The organism is Streptomyces sp. NPDC048523, assembly GCF_043199815.1.
GTDB lineage: Bacteria > Actinomycetota > Actinomycetes > Streptomycetales > Streptomycetaceae > Streptomyces.
On record NZ_JBICWQ010000002.1, the window covers coordinates 531,843 to 550,746 of the forward strand.

The window sequence follows — 18,904 nt, forward strand, 5'->3', positions numbered from 1 at the left end:
GACAAGAAGGGCCCGCCCGGCGCAGCACCGGATGCTGACAAGCCGACAGGCGGGGTACGTCAGACGGGCTCGATGCCGGGGTTGCCCGCCTCCGTCACGAAGGACGCGGCGGTCGTGATCGGGGCGCCCGGTGTCGTCACGGCGGACACGGTCCTGAAGTCGGCCCGCGCCTTCTGCCGGTCGAGGGTGACCTTCACATAGCCGCGGCGCCCGTCGTAGAACTTCAGATGGGGATTGGCCTTGAGATACGTGTCCCAGGTGGGAGGCCGCTCGGCGCCGTCCCGTCCGCTCGTGACCGACGTGGCGGTGAACTCCGTGCCCAGGGTCTTCGAGGCCGGGTCCTCGAAGTCGTCCTTGATGTCGAAGGCGTAGGCGACGTGCACGTCCCCGGTCATCACCACCAGGTTCTCCACCCCGGCCGACTTCGCGCCGTCGAGGATCCTGCGCCGGGAGGCCCGGTAGCCGTCCCAGGCGTCCATGGACATCAGGGGTTCCGACGTGAGGTCGAGTTTGCGCTGGGAGAAGCAGACCTGTTGCGGCAGCACGTTCCACAGGGCCTGCGAGGCACGCCAGCCGTCGATCAGCCAGCTCTCCTGCGCGGCCCCGGTCATGGTGCGCGCCGGGTCGTCCTGGAGGGGACCGCCCGAGTGCTTGGTGGACGCGTACACCTGGTCGGAGCGGTACTGCCGGGTGTCGAGGACGTCGAACTGGGCGAGGGTGCCCCACTGGAGCCGGCGGTAGAGCTGGGCGTCGGGGCCGGTCGGCTGTTGCGCGGCGCGCAGTGGCTGGTTCTCCCAGTAGGCCCGGTAGGCGGCGGCGCGGCGCAGCAGGAACTCCTCCGGCGGATCGTCGTTCTCGCTGACGGCGCCCGCGTAGTTGTTCTCGGCCTCGTGGTCGTCCCAGGTGACGACGAAGGGGTGCGCCGCGTGCACGGCCCTGAGGTCCGGGTCGCTCTTGAAGAGGGCGTAGCGCAGCCGGTAGTCCTCCAGTGTCATGGTCTCGCGGTTGAACAGGGCCGGCAGCTTCCGGTCGGTGTAGGCGCGTTGGCCGCCCACCGAGTTCACGGCGTACTCGTAGAGGTAGTCGCCGAGATGGAGGACCACGTCGACGTCGTCCTGGGAGAGATGGCGGTGCGCCGTGTAGTACCCGTCGTGGTAGGCCTGGCAGGAGACGGCGGCGTAGGTGAGCGACGCGGCCTCGGCAGTGGCGGCCGGCGCCGTGCGGGTACGGCCCGTCTCGCTCATCCATGTCCCGGCCTTGAACCGGTAGTAGTAGACGCGGTCGGGTTCGAGGCCGTCGACGTCGACGTGCAGGGTGTGGTGGTACTCCGGATAGGCGACGGCCGTGCCACTGCGGACGGGGGCGCCGAAGCTCGCGTCGGAGGCCATCTCCCACTGGACGACGACGTACTGCTGGGGCAGGCCGCCGTCGGGCTCGAAGGGGGCGGGCGCGAGCCGGGTCCACAGCAGCACGGAGCCGGGCAGCGGGTCCCCGGAGGCGACGCCGAGCGTGAAGGGATCGCTGTCGATCCTCGCCGCGTCGAGTTCCCTGGAGCCCGCCGCACCCCGGGCCGGCAGATGGGTGCCGAACGCCAGGGCGGCGGCCGCCGCGGTGACCGTGAGAAAGCGGCGCCGCCCGAAGTGCCGTGCGGCTGCCCGCAGTTCGGGGTCGTGTCGCTGGGCCAAGGGGTTCCTCCCACGGTTGATCATCGGCGGAGAACCCCAGCATGTTAACCAGACAAAGTTCAGAATTCGGACATGGCCACCGGAGCGCCGGTTAACCTGTGCACATGCCTCGCTACGAGTACCGCTGCCGGACCTGCGGCGACACCTTCGAACTGAGCCGTCCCATGGCCGAGTCCTCCGCCCCCGCCGACTGCCCGTCAGGCCACGACGACACCGTGAAGCTGCTGTCGACGGTGGCGGTGGGCGGCTCGGCGTCCGCGTCGGCCGCCCCGGCCCCCCAGTCGGGGGGTGGCGGCGGCTGCTGCGGCGGAGGCTGCTGCGGCTGACCGCCGTACCGGAAGCCTCTTCAGCCTGCCTTCAGGTCGACTTCCCTAGCGTGGGCCCATGTCAGCCATCGACTGGGTCAACGGCCTCATGGACACCCTCGGCGCGCCCGGCGCCGGGGTGGCCATCGCCCTGGAGAACCTCTTCCCGCCCTTTCCGAGCGAGGCGATCCTGCCGCTCGCGGGCTTCGCGGCGAGCACCGGCCGGATGAGCCTGGCCGCCGTGCTGCTGTGCACGACGGCGGGCTCGGTGATCGGCGCCCTCGCGCTGTACGGCGTCGGCGCGCTCCTCGGCCGGGACCGCACGGTGGCGCTCGCGGCCCGGCTGCCCCTCGTCAAGGTCTCGGACATCGAGAGGACCGAGGCATGGTTCCTGCGGCACGGCACCAAGGCGGTGTTCTTCGGCCGGATGATCCCGGTCTTCCGCAGCCTCGTCTCGATCCCGGCCGGTGTCGAGCGCATGCCGCTGCCGGTGTTCCTGACGCTGACCACCGTGGGCAGCGCCCTGTGGAACACGGCGTTCGTCCTCGCGGGCCACGCCCTGGGCGCGAACTGGGCCCAGGTGACGGACATCGTGTCCACGTACTCCAAGGTCGTCCTCGTGGCCGCCGCGCTCGCGGTCGTGGCGTTCGTCGCCGTACGACTGCTGCGGCGGCCCTCGTCTACTGAGGCGTCCGAGCCGTCCTGAGCAGCTCCCGCAGGATCCGCTCCCCCGCCAGCACTCCCCGCTCCGGCAGCGCGCTGATCGCCGGAGCGGTCCAGTTCTCGTCCGCCAGTTCCCCGTGCCCGGGCCGCCAGCCCCGGTCGGCCGCGAGGAGCAGGTCGGCATCCAGCAGGGAGTCGCCCGCGGCCAGTGTCAGGGTGGCCCCGGTACGCCGGGCCACCTCGCGCACGGCCGCGCTCTTGGTGAGCGGCTTGGGGACGGCGTAGATCTTGCGGCCCTGGAGGGAGACCGTCCAGCCGCGGCTCTCGGCCCACACCGCGAGCTCCTTCACCCACTCCTCGGGCAGCAGTTCGCGCTCGACGACCAGGTAGGCGAAGAGGTCCTCGGCGATCCGGTGCTTGCGCACCCACAGGGGGTCGGCCGTCTCCTGGAGGTGCGCGGCGATCTCGTCCAGCGGGGCGCACTCGTCGGCGAGGCGGGCCGTGACCCGCGCGTGCCAGTCGGGGTCGGTGACGCCGTCGACCAGCAGATGGCCGCCGTTCGCGCAGATCGCGTAAGTGGGCGCGGGGCCGGGCAGGTTGATGCGCTGGTACTGCTTGCGGGTGCGGGTCGTCGTCGGCACGAAGACCGCCTCGTCCCCGAGTTCGCAGAGCAGTGCGGCCGCGGTCTCCGTCATGTACGACAGCGGCCTGCTCTCGTGCACCTCGACACAGAGCAGCCGGGGCGCCCGCGCGTCCGGCATGGTCAGCGCGAGGGCGGCGGCGGAGTAGATGAGCGTGCGGTCGAGGTCGCTCGCCACGAGCACCGGAGGCTGCGTCGGCATCAGAGGGCCACCGCCCTGCCGTCGGCGCCCGTCGCGCCCCGCGTGTACTTGGGGTGGATCAACCCCACGCAGGTGTACGGGAGTTCGGCGACCTCTTCCACCGGGACACCTCTCTGCTCGGCCAACAGGCGTACGTGGTCCAGGTCCGCGCCCGCGCCTGCCTTGGCGAGGATCTTCCAGGGCACCCGGCGCAGCAGCACCCGGGTGGTCTCGCCGACGCCCGGCTTGACGAGGTTGACGTCGTGGATGCCGTACTCCTCACTGATGCGTTCGACGGCGGCCCAGCCCTCCCAGGTGGGCTCGCGGTCCCCGGCCAGCAGTTCCTTCACGGTGGCGTCGACGGCGTCCACGACTTCGGGGAACCGGGCGGCGACGGCGTCCAGGAAGTCCACCGACACGTCCGCGCCCGCGAGTTCGCGGTAGAACTTGGCGCCGTGGAAGTCGTGCGGGCCGACCAGGTCCGCGCGCAGGACCGTACGCGAGATCAGCCCGGAGACCGTGGAGTTGAGGCAGGCCGAGGGGATGAGGAAGTCCTCACGGGTGCCGTACGTCCGTACGCACGAGCCCGGGTCGGCGAGTACGGCGATCTCCGGGTCGAAGCCCGCGGCACCGCCCTCGGCCTCGAACTTCCGTACCGCTTCGGTGAGTTCGCGGGTGATCGCGCCCTTGCCGGTCCAGCCGTCGACGAAGACGACGTCGGCGGGGTCGTGGTGTTCGGCCAGCCAGCGCAGGGCGTTGGCGTCGATGCCGCGGCCGCGGACGATCGAGACGGCGTAGTGCGGCAGTTCCAGCCCGTGGCGGAACCCGGCCCAGCGGCGCATCAGGACGCCGACGGGGGTGCCGGCGCGGGCGAGGGAGACGAGGACGGGGCGTGGTGAGCGCTCCTGGAGCACGAGCTCCGTGACGGCGCCGACGGCCTGGGCGAGCCGCGCGGAGGACTCCTTGAGGGCGGTGTGGAACAGCTCCTGGTACCGGTCGCTCGGCTGGTACTCCACCGGCAGCGACTCGGCGTAGTGCGCGCCGCCGCTCTGGATGGCCTCCTCGCGCTCCTCGGTCGGCGCCTCCAGGGTGACGTCCGAGAGGTCCTGGAGCAGCCAGCCGACCTCCTCGGGGGCGTACGAGGAGAAGGCGGGGCCGCGGAGGGGCTCGGGGAGCATGGGGGGCCTTTCGGGGGTGTGGCTGGGGACGACGGCGAGGACGACCTGCCGGGTGTGCGCGGCGAGTTGGGCCAGCAGGCCGTCGGGGGCGTGCAGTTCGGGGGTGTCGGCGGTGGAGTCGACGACCACGATCACCGCGTCGAAACCGGCACCGGCGACGTTGTAGGCGTAGCGGTCGCCGGGGCCGTCGGCCGGGTTGTCGTGGGCGGGGAAGACCAGACGGCTGCGGATGGCGTAGCCGGGGTCGTCCACCGCGAGCACCGGGGAGCGGGTGGTGGTGGAGAAGGTCGCTTCGAGACCTTCGGCTACCTGTTCCAGCTCGCGGGCGAGTCTCAGGGGGGCGTACATCAGCTCTTCGAAGCCGAGGATGTGCACGCGGTGCGCGTCTTGCGGCAGGGCGTCGGCGAGCCTGGCGGCCATTGCGGGGAGCGCGGTCTCCAGGCGTATTCGGTGCGCCGGAGTGAAGCCGTGGCGGCCTCCGTCGGGGAGGTCTCGGGGCCACGACAGGTCTACGCGGTTGAGTGCCGGGTGCGGGTGCGTGGGGGCTGGTCGCGCCGTTCCCCGCGCCCCTGGGTGGGTTTCCTCGAACCTCGCTACAAGGGCCTGCCCTTTCTCCAACACCCCCTCCGGCAGCTTTACGGTGCCGGATGCCGCTGCCACCAAGTCCACCCGTGCGCCGATCTCCCGCGCGAAATCCTCCAGCCGCCCCGTATCCTCCTCCGACCGCATGTCCACCAGGGCGACCACCACGTACCGGTCCCTCGGATACCGCTCGTGCAGATCCCTGATCGTGTTCAGGACCGTGTTGCCCGTCGAGAACTCGTCGTCGACCAGGACCAGGGGGCCGTCGCCGGCCAGCAGGGCCGGGTTCTCCGGCAGCAGGAGATGGCTCGTGGCGTGGGAGTGGGACTCCTCGAAGCCGCCCGCGGGGGTCACGCCGGGGACCGGGCGGCGGGTGGAGTGGAGGTAGGGGGCGAGGGCGATGCCGTCGGCGACGCAGTGGCCGAGACCCGTCGCCGTCTCCGCGTAGCCGAGGACGACCGCGCGGGCCGCCTCCTCGTCGCCCAGCAGGTCGCGGACCCTGCGGCCCAGTGCGAAGCCGTGGCCGTGGACCACCGACGGTGACTGCGGGACGTGTTTGCCCAGCACGTTGGAGACCAGCAGATGGGCCCGCTTGGGGTTGCGGCGCAGGGCCAGTCCCAGCAGGTCGGTCAGCCGGCTGTCGCCCACGAGTTCGACGCCGAGCCGGTCGGCGACCCACGTCCCCGACCAGACCTCGCCCGGCGTCCCGTCGTTCACTGCCTTGTTCATACGTCCCTTGGTGTCCACGGATGATCAGCCGGAGATTCCGGCGGCGAGCAGCTCCACGAAGCCGATGTCCTCGTTGGCCACCCCGAAGACCTCGGCGCGCAGCATGGTCCGCTCGGCCCAGGCGCGATGTGGCTTCACTTCGTTCATCTTGTTCGTGTACTGCGACCTCAGCACCCCGCCGCCACCGCGCTCGGGCCGCAGGATGTCCTGCGCGTCGCTGAACTCCTCGTGGCTGACCACGGACAGCGCGTGCACGGGCAGCACGTGGGTGGGGTGGATGCAGGTCTTGCCGAGCAGGCCGTTGGCCTGGTCGAGGGTGATCTCGCGCAGCAAGCCGTCCATGGCGTGCTCGATGAGCGCCTCGCGCAGCTCCTCGGCCTGGCCCTCCAGGAAGGGGCTGCGGCGCAGCTGCGGCTTGAACATGCGCTCCTGGACCCGGAAGTACTCCCAGACCGGCCCGGTCACGGTGAAGCCGGTGCCGTCGGCGCGGCCCAGCATGTTCACCACGTCGGCGATCACCGAGGCGACGATCTGGACGTCCCAGGCGGTCATGTCGGGGGCGCGGCGCAGCCCGTAGGAGGAGCAGAAGTCGGTGACGCCGAGGCGCAGTGCCAGCACCCGGTCGCGGTACTTGTCGACCGCGCGGGCGATGCCCTCCAGCGTCTCTACGCGCGTCTCCCGGTAGAGCAGCTCCGGCGACTCCAGCACCGGCATGGCGAACAGCCGGTGCCCGCTCGCGACCTCGGCGCCGGAGAGGGCCTCCAGGAAGGGGATGCCGCGCTCCTCGGTGAACTTCGGGAGCACGAATCCGGACAGCAGCCGGACGGCGGGACCGAGCCGTCGTACGAGATCGGGGATCTGCCGGGGGTGGCGGACCCGGATGAAGAGCAGGGGCGGGTCCACCTGCCGCTCCGCGAGGTCCGTGAACTGCCGGACGAGGTTCTCCTCACCCTCGGCGACGTCGTCGTCACCGATCGAGTCTTCCAGGCACAGCACCATCGAGACCACGCCGAGCCCTGCCTGCTTGACGATGTCGTCGGCGAGGCGCGGCCGCGTGGCCGGACTGTAGAGCGTGGCGCCCAGGGCCGCGGAGAGCAGCCGGGCCGGGGAGTCCGAGGTGAACTCGCAGGGCTCCTGGTGGAAGAGGCGCTGACGCACCTCAGGGGTGATGTGCCCGAAATGCCGCATATGACTCCCCCGTGGTAGCTGTGCCGCCTGTGAAGGGTTCACAGGTGGCCGGTAATAGTACGTAGGTACCCATGTCCGAGGTTCCCACCGGGCATGAATTTCAGGTAACGCAGACAAACACGGCCATGCCGACACCGGGACGACATGAATCGGTGTCCCGTACCCCCGCATTGTCGTGATCAGGACCGAGAGGGCAGGATGACCGCATGACGCACGCCATGCTGAAGGGGTCGAACGTCCCACTGGAAGCCACCACGGTACGCGCCGTGCTGCGCTGGGCCCCCGGGCAGGGGGTCCCGGTCGTCGACGCCTCGGCGCTGCTCCTCGGCCCCGACGGTCGTGTGCGATCCGACGAGGACTTCGTCTTCTACAACCAGCCCCGGCACCCCTCCGGGCAGGTCTGGCTCCTCGGCAAGAAGCGCGTCGCCGAAGGCCCCACCGACACGATCCAGACGGATCTCGCCGGTGTCGAGGCCGACGTCAGCCAGATTCTCCTGGTCGCCTCGGTGGACGAGGGGTCGGTGGAGAACGCCACCTTCGGCCGCGTACAGGGCCTGTGCATCCTGCTGTACGACGCCTCGGCCGCCGACGGCGAACCGCTGATCTCCTTCGACATCAAGCCCGAGACGGGCCAGGAGACCGCCCTGATCTGCGGTGAGCTGTACCGCCGCGGCGAGGGCTGGAAGTTCCGCGCCCTGGGCGAGGGCTATGTGGAGGGCCTGCAGGGCCTGGCCACGGACTACGGCATCGTGGTGGACGAGTCCGACTCCGCGCAGACCCAGCCCCGGCCCCAGGCCGAACCCACGTCGTTCCCCCTGCCCCCGGAACAGCCGGCGCAGTCGGCGGCCTCGGTCCCGACCCAGGCCGCCTACGGCTACCCCCAGCAGGCGACCCCGGCGACGGCTCCCGTGGCGGCGTCGGGCTACGGCTATCCGCACCCGGTGGCGCCGGTCCCGGCGGCGGAGTTCCGTATGCCTCCCCAGGGCCCGCAGTTCATCGGGCGGTAGCGGCGCTCACCGGTCCGCCTTCGCCTTGTAACCCCGCCCCCACTGCAGCCCCCACCCGTACAACCGGTCCAGCTCGCCCTGGAAGCCGTACACGAACTGCACCTCACGGCGCACGACGAGCTCGCCCTTGACGTTCTCGATCATCACCACCGCACACGACCGGGCCTGGGGGTGCCGCTCGTCGAGGCCTATCTCGATCCGCGGTCCGTTGCTCGGGTACAGCGTCACGATGGCGTGCGTACGGTCGAACGCCGGGGTCTGGTCGTAGATGTACACGAAGACCAGCAGCCGCTTGATCTGGTCCCGGTGATCGAGGTTGACGTACATCGTCTCGCCGGACGCCGACCCGAACCGGTCGTCCCCGCTGAGCTTCACGTACGGCGGCGCGTTCACGTCCCCCAGCAGGCCGCCGAGGGGCTGGACGACCCCCTTGGTGCCGTCGGCCAGTTCGTACAGGCACCCCAGGTCGAGGTCGACGTTGACCATGCTCTGGCTGTGGCCGAGGACCTCCGGCGGCTTGAGGGCCTTGAAGGGGTGCCGCAGCAGCGACTCCCGCTGGGAGCCCCCGATGTCGGAGGTCCGCATCCGCCAGGTGAGGTTGATGCGGAGGTTCCCGGTCGCCGCGCCCTGCTTGGTGAGCGAGACCCGGTTGTGCCGCTTGGTCAGTTCGATCGCGTTGCTGGCCGCGCTGCCCGAATCGAAGTCGACCTCACGGCCGCCCCGGAGTCCGTCCAAGAAGCCCATTCCCGCCCCCATGTTCACTTAGGAGAAACCGGCGGGGCGGCCGGAGGCCGGCCGCCCCGCTCAGAGCGTTCCTCACCGGGAAGGGTGTCACACCCCGGACGAGACCTCAGTCTTCTCGTCCGAGCCCGCCGCTTTTCCCTCGGCGGCCGCGAGCGCCTTGTTGCGGCGCACCGAGGACCAGAAGGACCAGCCGATCAGCAGGACACCGATCATGCCGGTGATGATCTCGTGGATCTCGTACTGGATGGTGACCATGAGGATCACGGCGAGGGCGCCGATCGCGTAGTGCGCGCCGTGCTCCAGGTAGACGTAGTCGTCGAGGGTGCCCTGGCGGACCAGGTACACGGTCAGGGAACGGACGTACATCGCGCCGATGCCCAGGCCCAGCGCCATCAGGACGATGTCGTTGGTGATGGCGAACGCGCCGATCACACCGTCGAAGGAGAAGGAGGCGTCCAGGACCTCCAGGTACAGGAACATGAAGAACGCTGCCTGGCCGGCCATCAGGACCGCCGACTTGGGCTTGCCCTCGCGTTCGGCCCGTTCCTCGTCCTCGTGCTCGCGTTCCTCCTCCTCTTCGAGCTTGTCCTCGAAGTAGCCGGAGAGGCCGCCGACGATCATGTAGGTGATCAGGCCCGCGATGCCGGAGATCAGGACGGTCTGCGCCTTGTCGACGTGCGCGCCGCCGTGCTGGTGGGCGTGGGTGGCGAAGGTGAAGGCGGTGATCAGCAGGACGACCAGGGCGATGCAGACCGACAGCATGTCGACCTTGCCGAGCTTGGCCAGCGGTCGCTCGATCCAGCGCAGCCACTGGATGTCCCGGTCCTCGAAGATGAAGTCGAGGAAGATCATCAGCAGGAACATGCCACCGAACGCGGCGATCGACGGGTGCGCGTCGGTCACCAGCTCCTGGTAGCGGTCCTTGTTGTTGAGCGCGAGGTCGACCGCCTCGATGGGCCCCATCTTGGCGCTGATCGCGACGATGACGACGGGGAAGACCAGCCGCATGCCGAAGACGGCGATGAGGACGCCGACCGTGAGGAAGATCTTCTGCCAGAAGGCGTTCATCTTCTTCAGGATTCCGGCGTTGACCACCGCGTTGTCGAACGACAGGGAGATCTCGAGGATGGAGAGGATCGCCACGATTCCGAAGGCCTCCCACCCCCCGTAGAGGACCGCAGCGACCAGGCCGAGCGCGGTGACCGCGAACGACCAGCCGAAGGTTTTGAGAACCACTGGCTACCCAATCCGTACGTGTACGGGGTTCCCCCGTGCCGCACTCGGCTTTACGAAACTTTGAAGCGAAGTGTAGTCGGGCACCCTCGAAGCCCCACCCGGCCCCGGCTTTTGCTCATATCGCGTTATGAGACGTTGACACCGAAGTCCAGGGCGATGCCCCTCAGGCCCGACGCGTACCCCTGCCCCACCGCCCTGAACTTCCACTCGCCCTGGTAGCGGTAGAGCTCGCCGAAGATCATCGCGGTCTCGGTGGAGGCGTCCTCGGAGAGGTCGTAGCGGGCCAGTTCCTGGCCGTCGGCCTGGTTGACCACGCGGATGAAGGCGTTGCTGACCTGGCCGAAGGTCTGGCCGCGGTTGTCGGCGTCATGGATGGAGACCGGGAAGACGATCTTGTCGCACTGCGGCGGCACCTTGGAGAGGTCGATCAGCAGCGACTCGTCGTCGCCCTCGCCCTCACCGGTGAGGTTGTCGCCGGTGTGCTCGACCGAGCCGTCCGGGCTCTTGAGCTGGTTGTAGAAGATGAAGTACTCGTCACCCAGGACCCGCCCGCTGCTGCACATCAGGGCGCTGGCGTCGAGGTCGAAGTCGGCTCCGGTGGTGGAGCGCGCGTCCCAGCCGAGTCCGACCATCACCTGGGTGAGGTTGGGTGCGGCCTTGGACAGGGAGACGTTCCCTCCCTTGGCGAGCGTGACGCCCATGTGCTGTCCCTCCCCGAAAGTGTGCTTCTGTGCTTGTCCTGCACATCCGGCGCCGCACGCAAACCGTGCGGCGCCGGACGAAGAGAGCCGGGCCGGTCCGAGGGCCGGCCCGGTGAACGGGTCCTAGACGTTGACGCCGAAGTCCTGGGCGATACCGCGCAGGCCCGAGGCGTAGCCCTGGCCGATGGCGCGGAACTTCCACTCCGCGCCGTTGCGGTAGAGCTCGCCGAAGACCATGGCGGTCTCGGTGGACGCGTCCTCGGAGAGGTCGTAGCGGGCGATCTCCGCCTCGCCGGCCTGGTTCACGACGCGGATGAACGCGTTGCGCACCTGGCCGAAGGACTGCTGGCGGTTCTCGGCGTCGTAGATCGACACCGGGAAGACGATCTTGTCGACGTCGGCCGGGACCGCGGCGAGGTTGACCTTGATCTGCTCGTCGTCTCCCTCGCCCTCACCGGTGATGTTGTCGCCGGTGTGCTCGACCGAGCCGTCCGCGCTCTTGAGGTTGTTGAAGAAGACGAAGTTCGCGTCACTGGCGACCTTGCCGGCCGCGTTCAGCAGCAGTGCGCTGGCGTCCAGGTCGAAGTCGGTGCCGGTCGTGGTGCGGACGTCCCACCCCAGACCGACGATGACCGCGGTCAGGCCCGGGGCCTCCTTGGTCAGCGATACGTTGCCGCCCTTGCTGAGGCTGACTCCCACGAGTCCTCCATTTTTGGTGTCCGGGGGCCGGGAGCCCCACAGTGCGTGCGATGTCGGATGCTGTCGGATCAACGATTCGATCCTAGTGACGGGTTCCCGGCCCACGCAGTCCCTGGAGGCGAACAATCACAGGGTGTCGAGCGCTTTCACGTACTCGTTCAGGTCGCGGGCGTCCGGCAGGGCGTTGACGACGGTCCAGCGGACCACGCCCTCCTTGTCGATGACGAAGGTGCCGCGCACCGCGCAGCCCTTGTCCTCGGCGAAGACGCCGTAGGCGCGGGAGACCTCGCCGTGCGGCCAGAAGTCGCTGAGCAGCGGGTACTCCAGGCCCTCCTGCTCGGCGAAGACGCGCAGGGTGTGGATGGAGTCGTTGGAGACGGCGAGCAGCTGGGTGTCGCGGTCGGAGAACTGCGGAAGGTTGTCACGCAGCTCGCACAGCTCACCTGTGCACACACCGGTGAAGGCGAAGGGGTAGAAGAGCAGCACGACGTTCTTGCTGCCACGGAAGTCGGACAGCTTCACGGTCCGGCCGTGGTTGTCCTTGAGCTCGAAGTCGGGGGCCTTTTCGCCGACCTGGATCGCCATCGCGTGGATGTCCCTTCGGGGGGCTGTTCGAGTGACGCGACCACCCTACGCAGCGATCACCACAGGAAAGCGGACGGGCCGGTCGCGCCGGCCCGTCCGGTCCTACTGGGCTACTTCTTGGACTTGGCCGCCTTGGGTGTCACCAGCCGGCTGCCACTCCAGTCCTTGCCCACGCTGACGCTCTTGGAGGCGGACAGGCCTGCCGTCGTCGCGGCTTCGGAGATGTCACTCGGCTCCACGTAGCCGTCCCGGCCGGTCTTCGGCGTCAGCAACAGGATCGAGCCACCTTCCTCGATGTACGTGGTGGCGTCCACCAGCACATCGGTCAGGTCGCCGTCCTCGTCACGGAACCAGAGCACCACGGCATCGGCGACGTCGTCGTAATCCTCGTCCACAAGGTCGCTGCCGATGACTTGCTCGATGGCCTCGCGGAGTTCCTGGTCTACGTCGTCGTCGTAGCCGATCTCCTGGACCACCTGCTCGGGCTGGAACCCCAGCCTCACGGCAGGGCTCGTCTCCGCGTGGTCCGCGGTCGCGCTCACGGGTTGCCTCCTGGTCTTGTCTTTGATTGGGGGTCCCTCCAGGCCGTCGGCTCGGGGGGAGTCTCAGCCACGCGCGTGCGCGAAGCATTGGCCGTAGTCCACACGGGCGGGGCGGATCGCGCAAGTACCCGGCGTTTCAGACCGCCGAAACGGTGACGTTCCGGGACTGTCACCCCAACTCCAGGCACATCATCGCGGTCACGTCGTGACGCATGCCACACCTTTCTGCCCTCTTTGCGTGTTTGGGAACCATACCCGGGTACGGGACCTGGGGTTACCCCGGAGTAGAGATGACGTTTGGCCCCCCGAGGTACACGATGGGGAGCGGTGCAGACATACAGAAATACGGCCCTCTGACAGGTAAGGAACAGCGTGGCTTCCGGATCCGATCGCAATCCGATCATCATTGGCGGCCTTCCGAGTCAGGTTCCTGACTTCGATCCCGAGGAAACCCAGGAGTGGCTCGACTCCCTTGACGCCGCCGTGGACGAGCGCGGCCGGGAGCGGGCCCGCTATCTGATGCTGCGGCTCATCGAGCGGGCCCGCGAGAAGCGCGTGGCCGTGCCCGAGATGCGCAGCACGGACTACGTGAACACCATCCCGACCAGAGCGGAGCCGTTCTTCCCCGGCAACGAGGAGATCGAGCGCAAGATCCTGAACGCCACCCGGTGGAACGCGGCCGTGATGGTCTCGCGCGCCCAGCGTCCCGGGATCGGCGTCGGCGGCCACATCGCCACCTTCGCGTCCTCCGCGTCCCTGTACGACGTCGGCTTCAACCACTTCTTCCGCGGCAAGGACGAGGGCGACGGCGGCGACCAGGTCTTCTTCCAGGGGCACGCCTCGCCGGGCATCTACGCGCGCGCGTTCCTGCTCGACCGGCTCAGCGAGGACAACCTCGACGCGTTCCGCCAGGAGAAGTCGAAGGCGCCGCACGGGCTGTCCTCGTACCCGCACCCGCGGCTGATGCCGGACTTCTGGGAGTTCCCGACCGTGTCGATGGGCCTGGGCCCGATCGGCGCGATCTACCAGGCGCGGATGAACCGCTACATGCACGCGCGCGGGATCGCCGACACGAGCAAGTCCCATGTGTGGGCGTTCCTCGGCGACGGCGAGATGGACGAGCCCGAGTCGCTCGGCCAGCTGACCATCGCCGCACGCGAGGGCCTGGACAACCTGACCTTCGTCGTCAACTGCAACCTCCAGCGCCTCGACGGGCCGGTGCGCGGCAACGGCAAGGTCATCCAGGAGCTGGAGTCGGTCTTCCGCGGCGCCGGCTGGAACGTGATCAAGCTCATCTGGGACCGGACCTGGGACCCGCTGCTCGCGCAGGACCGCGACGGCATCCTCGTCAACCGGATGAACACCACCCCGGACGGCCAGTTCCAGACCTACGCCACCGAGTCCGGCGCCTACATCCGCGACCACTTCTTCGGCGACGACCAGCGGCTGCGCGCCATGGTCGAGGGCATGACCGACGACCAGATCCTGCACCTGGGGCGCGGCGGTCACGACCACAAGAAGATCTACGCCGCGTTCAAGGCGGCCGTGGAGCACACCGGCCAGCCGACGGTCATCCTCGCCAAGACCGTCAAGGGCTGGACGCTGGGCCCGAACTTCGAGGGCCGCAACGCCACGCACCAGATGAAGAAGCTGACGGTCGACGACCTCAAGGGCTTCCGCGACCGGCTGCACCTGCCGATCTCCGACAAGGAGCTGGAGTCGGGCGCGCCGCCCTACTACCACCCGGGCCGGAACTCGGAGGAGATCCAGTACATGCACGACCGCCGACTGGGTCTGGGCGGTTACGTCCCGACGCGTGTCGTGCGTGCCAAGCCGCTCGCGCTGCCGGACGACAAGACGTACGCGAGTGTGAAGAAGGGGTCCGGACAGCAGTCGATCGCCACCACCATGGCCTTCGTGCGACTGCTCAAGGACCTCATGCGGGACAAGGAGCTCGGCAAGCGGTTCGTGCTGATCGCGCCGGACGAGTACCGCACCTTCGGCATGGACTCGTTCTTCCCGAGTGCGAAGATCTACAACCCGCTCGGCCAGCAGTACGAGTCGGTGGACCGTGAACTGCTGCTCGCGTACAAGGAGTCGCCGACCGGCCAGATGCTGCACGACGGCATCTCCGAGGCGGGCTGCACGGCCTCCCTCATCGCGGCGGGTTCGGCGTACGCCACGCACGGCGAGCCGCTGATCCCGGTCTACGTCTTCTACTCGATGTTCGGTTTCCAGCGCACCGGCGACCAGTTCTGGCAGATGGCGGACCAGCTGGCGCGCGGATTTGTGCTGGGCGCGACCGCGGGCCGTACGACGCTGACCGGTGAGGGGCTCCAGCACGCGGACGGCCACTCGCAGCTGCTCGCCTCGACCAACCCCGGGTGTGTGGCGTACGACCCGGCGTTCGGGTTCGAGATCGCGCACATCGTGCAGGACGGTCTGCGGCGGATGTACGGCCCGGACAGCGAGAATGTCTTCTACTACCTCACCGTCTACAACGAGCCCATCCGGCACCCGGCCGAGCCGGAGAACGTGGACGCCGAGGGCATCATCAAGGGCATCTACCGGTTCTCCGAGGGCACCTCGGGCTCGATCCCGGCGCAGATCATGGCGTCCGGGGTGGCTGTGCCGTGGGCGGTCGAGGCGCAGAAGATCCTCGCCGAGGAGTGGAACGTCAAGGCGGACGTCTGGTCGGCGACCTCCTGGAACGAACTGCGGCGCGAGGCCGTGGCCTGCGAGGAGCACAACCTGCTGCACCCGGAGGAGGAGCAGCGGGTGCCGTACGTGACGCGGAAGCTGGCCGGCGCGCAGGGTCCGTTCGTGGCCGTGTCCGACTGGATGCGGGCGGTTCCCGACCAGATCGCGCGGTGGGTACCGGGCACGTACCAGTCGCTGGGAGCGGACGGGTTCGGCTTCGCGGACACCCGGGGCGCGGCGCGGCGGTTCTTCCACATCGACGCGCAGTCGATCGTGCTGGGCGTGCTGACGGAGCTGGCGCGGGAGGGCAAGGTGGACCGGTCGGTGCTGAAGCAGGCGATCGACCGGTACCAGCTGCTGGATGTCTCCGCGGCCGACCCTGGGGCCGCGGGCGGCGACGCGTAAGCGCTGCGCTCGGCCGGAGCGGACGAAGGGCGGTGGAGCTATGGCTCCACCGCCCTTACCGTTTCCTTACGATGCGGTCATGAAGGAACAGTCGGCGCAGGTCCGTTGGGAACAGCACACCCAGCGGCCCCTTCTGGCGCTCGCGGTGCTGTTCGCCGTCGCCTATGCCGTGCCGATCGTGGACACCTCGGCGGGACGGTCGCTCACGGCGGTGTGCACGGGGGTCGAATGGGCGGTGTGGGGGGTGTTCGCCGTCGACTACCTCATGCGGTTGTCGCTCTCGCGGGACCGCCGCGGATTCGTACGGCGGCACTGGATGGACCTGTGCGCCGTGGTGCTGCCGCTCATACAGCCGCTGCGGCTGCTGCGGCTGGTCTCCACCCTGCTGCTGGTGGGGCAGCGGGCCCGGATGGCGTCGCAGATCCGGGTGACGACGTATGTGGCCGGGGCGGTCGTGGGACTGCTGATGTTCGGGTCGCTGGCGGTGCTCTCGGTGGAACGGGACGCGCCGAACGGGAACATCCGCACGTTGGGTGACGCGGTGTGGTGGTCCTTCACCACCATGACGACCGTGGGCTACGGCGACCACGCCCCGACCACCGGCCTGGGCCGCATGATCGCGGTCGGGCTGATGCTGTCCGGCATCGCCCTGCTCGGTGTGGTGACCGCGAACATCGCCGCCTGGTTCATCGAGCGGTTCGAGAAGGACGACGTGGAGGAACGCCGGCAGACGGAGGCGATCCAGACCCTGACGGAGGAAGTACGGGCCCTGCGCGCGGAGGTCGCGGCCCTGCGCAAGACGTCCGTCGGGGGATGAGACGAACTCCGGTCCGAAGACGCGGGCGGGCCCCCGGTCGTCCCACCGGGGGCCCTTCCCTCACGCGCCCCGGGTCAGAACAGACCGCTGCCCGGGGTGGCCGCTCCGACGAGCCAGATGATCGCCAGGAGCGTGTCGATGGCGCCCAGAACGAAGGCGACCAGAGCAGGCCAGGCACGGTTGCCGCCCGACCAGGTGCGGCCCATGGCAAGCCAACCGCAGACCATCGCGACAGGGCCCAGAATGATGCCCAGCACGAAGAAGCCCGCGACCGCACAGATGACTCCGATGATTCCGAGCGTCGCGCGATCCGGCCCGCTCCGTGACCACGTCCGGCCACGTGATCGGGGGTACTTGCGCGTTCCGTGTCCGTAGCCCGCCATCATCAACTCCCTGACACCCTTGGTTGGTTGGGTTCGTCTCGGGTTCAACGATGCGAGTACCCCGGTCTCCGCGGTTAATCCTCCGGCCTTGCGGCGCGCCGCCCCCCTCCGGCAGCGCGCCGCAGCGCCGTCCGTCCTCCGCGTCGCACGAGCGTGCCGTGCGGAGGACTTGACTTACTGTGACCTGCGGCGCGCACCGAGGGCGAGAAATCTTTAGCCTCTTCACCCTGATAGGGGAAGAAGGCTGAAGTCCCGTCAGATGTGACCGACGCCCGCGCCCGCCTCCGCGTTCTCGCCGCGCTTGGTGAGCAGGGCGACGAGGACGGCGAACGCGGCGACACCCGCGGCGACCAGGGACGCGAGGCTCATCCCGGAGATGAAGGTGTCATGGGCGACGTCCGTGATCTTCGCGACGATCTCCGGTGGGGTGCCCTTGGCGACCGGCGCCACCCCCACCTGGACCGCCTCCGAGGCCTGGTCCAGCTGGGCCGGCGTGAGCGCCGGCAGACCCGCGTCCTTCCAGTTGGCCGCGAGGTCGCCGTCGACCTTGGAGGCCATCACGGCGCCGAGCACGGCCGTACCGAGGCTGCCGCCGATCTGCATCGCGGCCTGCTGGAGACCGCCGGCCACACCGGAGAGCTCCATGGGCGCGTTGCCCACGATGACCTCGGTGGCGCCGACCATCACGGGCGCGAGGCCGAGGCCGAGCAGGGCGAACCAGAGGGACATCAAAGCGCTGCCGGTGTCCGTCTCCAGCGTGGACATGCCGTACATGGCGATCGCGGTGGCCGCCATGCCGCCCGCCAGCGGGATCCGCGGGCCGAGCTTGGTGATCAACGCGCCCGCGAGCGGGGAGCCGACGATCATCATCCCGGTGAGCGGGAGCAGGTGGAGGCCGGCGTCGATCGGGCTCATACCGTGCACGTTCTGCAGGTAGAAGGTCACGAAGAACAGGCCGCCCATGAACGCGATCGCCATGAGGACCATGAGGACCACACCCGCCGACAGCGCCACCGAACGGAACAGCGCGAGCGGGATCAGCGGTTCCTTGACCTTCGTCTCCCAGAAGGCGAACAGCGCGAAGCCCACGGCGGAGGCGGCGATGAAGGTCCAGGTCAGTCCGTCGCCCCAGCCCCAGGTCGGGGCCTTGATGAGCGCCCACACCAGGCAGAACATGGCGACGGACAGCAGGGCTATGCCCAGGATGTCGAAGGAGCGCGGGGCGTTCTCGGCGCGGTGATCGAGGAGGATCAGCACACCGAGGACGAGGGCGAGGACACCCACCGGCACGTTGATGAAGAACACCGACTGCCAGTTCACGTGCTCGACGAGGACACCGCCGAGGATCGGCCCGCCGGCGGTGGAGGCGCCGATGACCATGCCCCAGATGCCGATGGCCATGTTGAGCTTCTCGGCCGGGAAGGTGGCCCGCAGCAGACCGAGCGCGGCCGGCATCAGCAGGGCGCCGAACAGGCCCTGCAGGACACGGAAGGTGACGACCCCGGCGATGCTGCTGGACAGTCCGATCGCGCCCGAGGCGGCGGCGAAGCCGACGACCCCGATCAGGAAGGTCTGGCGGTGGCCGAAGCGGTCACCGAGCTTGCCCGCGGTGATCAGGGCGACCGCCAGGGCGAGGAAGTAGCCGTTGGTGATCCACTGGACGTCCGCGAAGCTCGCCTCGAGGTCGGCCTGGATGGCCGGGTTGGCGATGGCCACGATGGTGCCGTCCAGGGCCACCATCATGACGCCGACAGCCACGGTCAGGAGGGTGAGCCACGGGTGGCCGCGCAGCCCGGAGGCGGGCGGCTGATCCGACGGGGACCGCGACGCGCCGTCCCCCGCCCCCGTCGTATCGATGGTGGTCTGACTAGTCATGTGTTCGAGGCTAGTGACAGCCACTGACAATTGACAAACCAATTCACAAGTCGGTAACT

Annotated in this window: 17 protein-coding genes; 5 read left to right on the plus strand and 12 right to left on the minus strand. The window is 69.1% G+C overall.

Annotated elements, in window-relative coordinates; genetic code table 11:
- Positions 1-59: 59 nt before the first annotated feature.
- Positions 60-1,685, minus strand: coding sequence for an alkaline phosphatase D family protein (locus ACGFWE_RS11400; RefSeq protein ID WP_393599500.1), 1,626 nt, complete (start codon positions 1,683-1,685; stop codon positions 60-62).
- 104 nt (positions 1,686-1,789) lie between these two features.
- On the opposite strand from ACGFWE_RS11400, the gene ACGFWE_RS11405 reads away from it, so the two are divergent.
- Together ACGFWE_RS11405 and ACGFWE_RS11410 are read left to right on the plus strand one after the other, a co-directional pair.
- Positions 1,790-2,011, plus strand: coding sequence for a zinc ribbon domain-containing protein (locus tag ACGFWE_RS11405; RefSeq protein ID WP_352383390.1), 222 nt, complete (start codon positions 1,790-1,792; stop codon positions 2,009-2,011).
- Between the two features lie 58 nt (positions 2,012-2,069).
- Positions 2,070-2,696 (plus strand): DedA family protein, encoded by a 627-nt coding sequence (locus ACGFWE_RS11410; protein ID WP_393599502.1) that lies wholly within the window; start codon positions 2,070-2,072, stop codon positions 2,694-2,696.
- Here ACGFWE_RS11410 and ACGFWE_RS11415 read toward each other — a convergent pair.
- From ACGFWE_RS11415 to ACGFWE_RS11425, 3 genes are read right to left on the minus strand one after another with little or no spacing between them, the layout of a single operon-like run.
- Positions 2,671-3,495: an HAD family hydrolase gene (locus ACGFWE_RS11415; RefSeq protein WP_352383394.1), complete on the minus strand. Its 825-nt coding sequence runs from the start codon at positions 3,493-3,495 to the stop codon at positions 2,671-2,673. The genes ACGFWE_RS11410 and ACGFWE_RS11415 overlap by 26 nt on opposite strands.
- Positions 3,495-5,963: a phosphoribosyltransferase domain-containing protein gene (locus ACGFWE_RS11420; RefSeq protein ID WP_393599504.1), complete on the minus strand. Its 2,469-nt coding sequence runs from the start codon at positions 5,961-5,963 to the stop codon at positions 3,495-3,497. Before ACGFWE_RS11420 ends, ACGFWE_RS11415 begins: the two co-directional genes overlap by 1 nt.
- Before the next feature lie 24 nt (positions 5,964-5,987).
- Complete coding sequence (locus tag ACGFWE_RS11425) at positions 5,988-7,151, minus strand: HpcH/HpaI aldolase/citrate lyase family protein (protein ID WP_352383397.1); 1,164 nt, start codon at positions 7,149-7,151, stop codon at positions 5,988-5,990.
- Between the two features lie 206 nt (positions 7,152-7,357).
- Here ACGFWE_RS11425 and ACGFWE_RS11430 point away from each other — a divergent pair, with 206 nt between their 5' ends.
- Complete coding sequence (locus tag ACGFWE_RS11430; protein ID WP_352383399.1) at positions 7,358-8,158, plus strand: TerD family protein; 801 nt, start codon at positions 7,358-7,360, stop codon at positions 8,156-8,158.
- Positions 8,159-8,164: 6 nt separating this feature from the next.
- Here the strand turns inward: ACGFWE_RS11430 and ACGFWE_RS11435 are convergent, their stop codons facing one another.
- From ACGFWE_RS11435 to ACGFWE_RS11460, 6 genes are all read right to left on the minus strand, one after another.
- Positions 8,165-8,902, minus strand: coding sequence for a Tellurium resistance (locus ACGFWE_RS11435; protein ID WP_280851750.1), 738 nt, complete (start codon positions 8,900-8,902; stop codon positions 8,165-8,167).
- 87 nt (positions 8,903-8,989) lie between these two features.
- On the minus strand, positions 8,990-10,138 hold the full coding sequence (locus tag ACGFWE_RS11440) for a DUF475 domain-containing protein (protein WP_352383401.1): 1,149 nt from the start codon (positions 10,136-10,138) through the stop codon (positions 8,990-8,992).
- Between the two features lie 125 nt (positions 10,139-10,263).
- Positions 10,264-10,839 (minus strand): TerD family protein, encoded by a 576-nt coding sequence (locus ACGFWE_RS11445; RefSeq protein WP_352383402.1) that lies wholly within the window; start codon positions 10,837-10,839, stop codon positions 10,264-10,266.
- A 123-nt stretch (positions 10,840-10,962) separates the two neighbouring features.
- The gene (locus tag ACGFWE_RS11450; RefSeq protein WP_007381726.1) at positions 10,963-11,538 is read right to left on the minus strand and encodes a calcium homeostasis/redox stress adaptation protein; all 576 of its coding nucleotides are present in this window, start codon (positions 11,536-11,538) and stop codon (positions 10,963-10,965) included.
- A 126-nt stretch (positions 11,539-11,664) separates the two neighbouring features.
- A complete protein-coding gene (locus tag ACGFWE_RS11455; protein WP_020136458.1) occupies positions 11,665-12,123 on the minus strand; it encodes a peroxiredoxin in 459 nt (152 codons plus the stop codon).
- A 110-nt stretch (positions 12,124-12,233) separates the two neighbouring features.
- Complete coding sequence (locus ACGFWE_RS11460) at positions 12,234-12,665, minus strand: DUF3052 domain-containing protein (RefSeq protein WP_020116104.1); 432 nt, start codon at positions 12,663-12,665, stop codon at positions 12,234-12,236.
- Positions 12,666-13,037: 372 nt separating this feature from the next.
- Here ACGFWE_RS11460 and aceE point away from each other — a divergent pair, with 372 nt between their 5' ends.
- Together aceE and ACGFWE_RS11470 are read left to right on the plus strand one after the other, a co-directional pair.
- Complete coding sequence (aceE, locus tag ACGFWE_RS11465) at positions 13,038-15,770, plus strand: pyruvate dehydrogenase (acetyl-transferring), homodimeric type (protein WP_393599507.1); 2,733 nt, start codon at positions 13,038-13,040, stop codon at positions 15,768-15,770.
- A 79-nt stretch (positions 15,771-15,849) separates the two neighbouring features.
- Positions 15,850-16,587, plus strand: coding sequence for a potassium channel family protein (locus ACGFWE_RS11470; RefSeq protein WP_352383406.1), 738 nt, complete (start codon positions 15,850-15,852; stop codon positions 16,585-16,587).
- Between the two features lie 74 nt (positions 16,588-16,661).
- Here the strand turns inward: ACGFWE_RS11470 and ACGFWE_RS11475 are convergent, their stop codons facing one another.
- Both ACGFWE_RS11475 and ACGFWE_RS11480 read right to left on the minus strand, forming a co-directional pair.
- Positions 16,662-16,973 carry a small hydrophobic protein gene (locus ACGFWE_RS11475; RefSeq protein WP_352384341.1) on the minus strand — a complete coding sequence of 104 codons (312 nt, stop codon included), beginning with the start codon at positions 16,971-16,973 and terminating at the stop codon, positions 16,662-16,664.
- A gap of 252 nt (positions 16,974-17,225) precedes the next feature.
- Positions 17,226-18,845: an MFS transporter gene (locus ACGFWE_RS11480; RefSeq protein WP_393599509.1), complete on the minus strand. Its 1,620-nt coding sequence runs from the start codon at positions 18,843-18,845 to the stop codon at positions 17,226-17,228.
- Between the last annotated feature and the right edge of the window lie 59 nt (positions 18,846-18,904).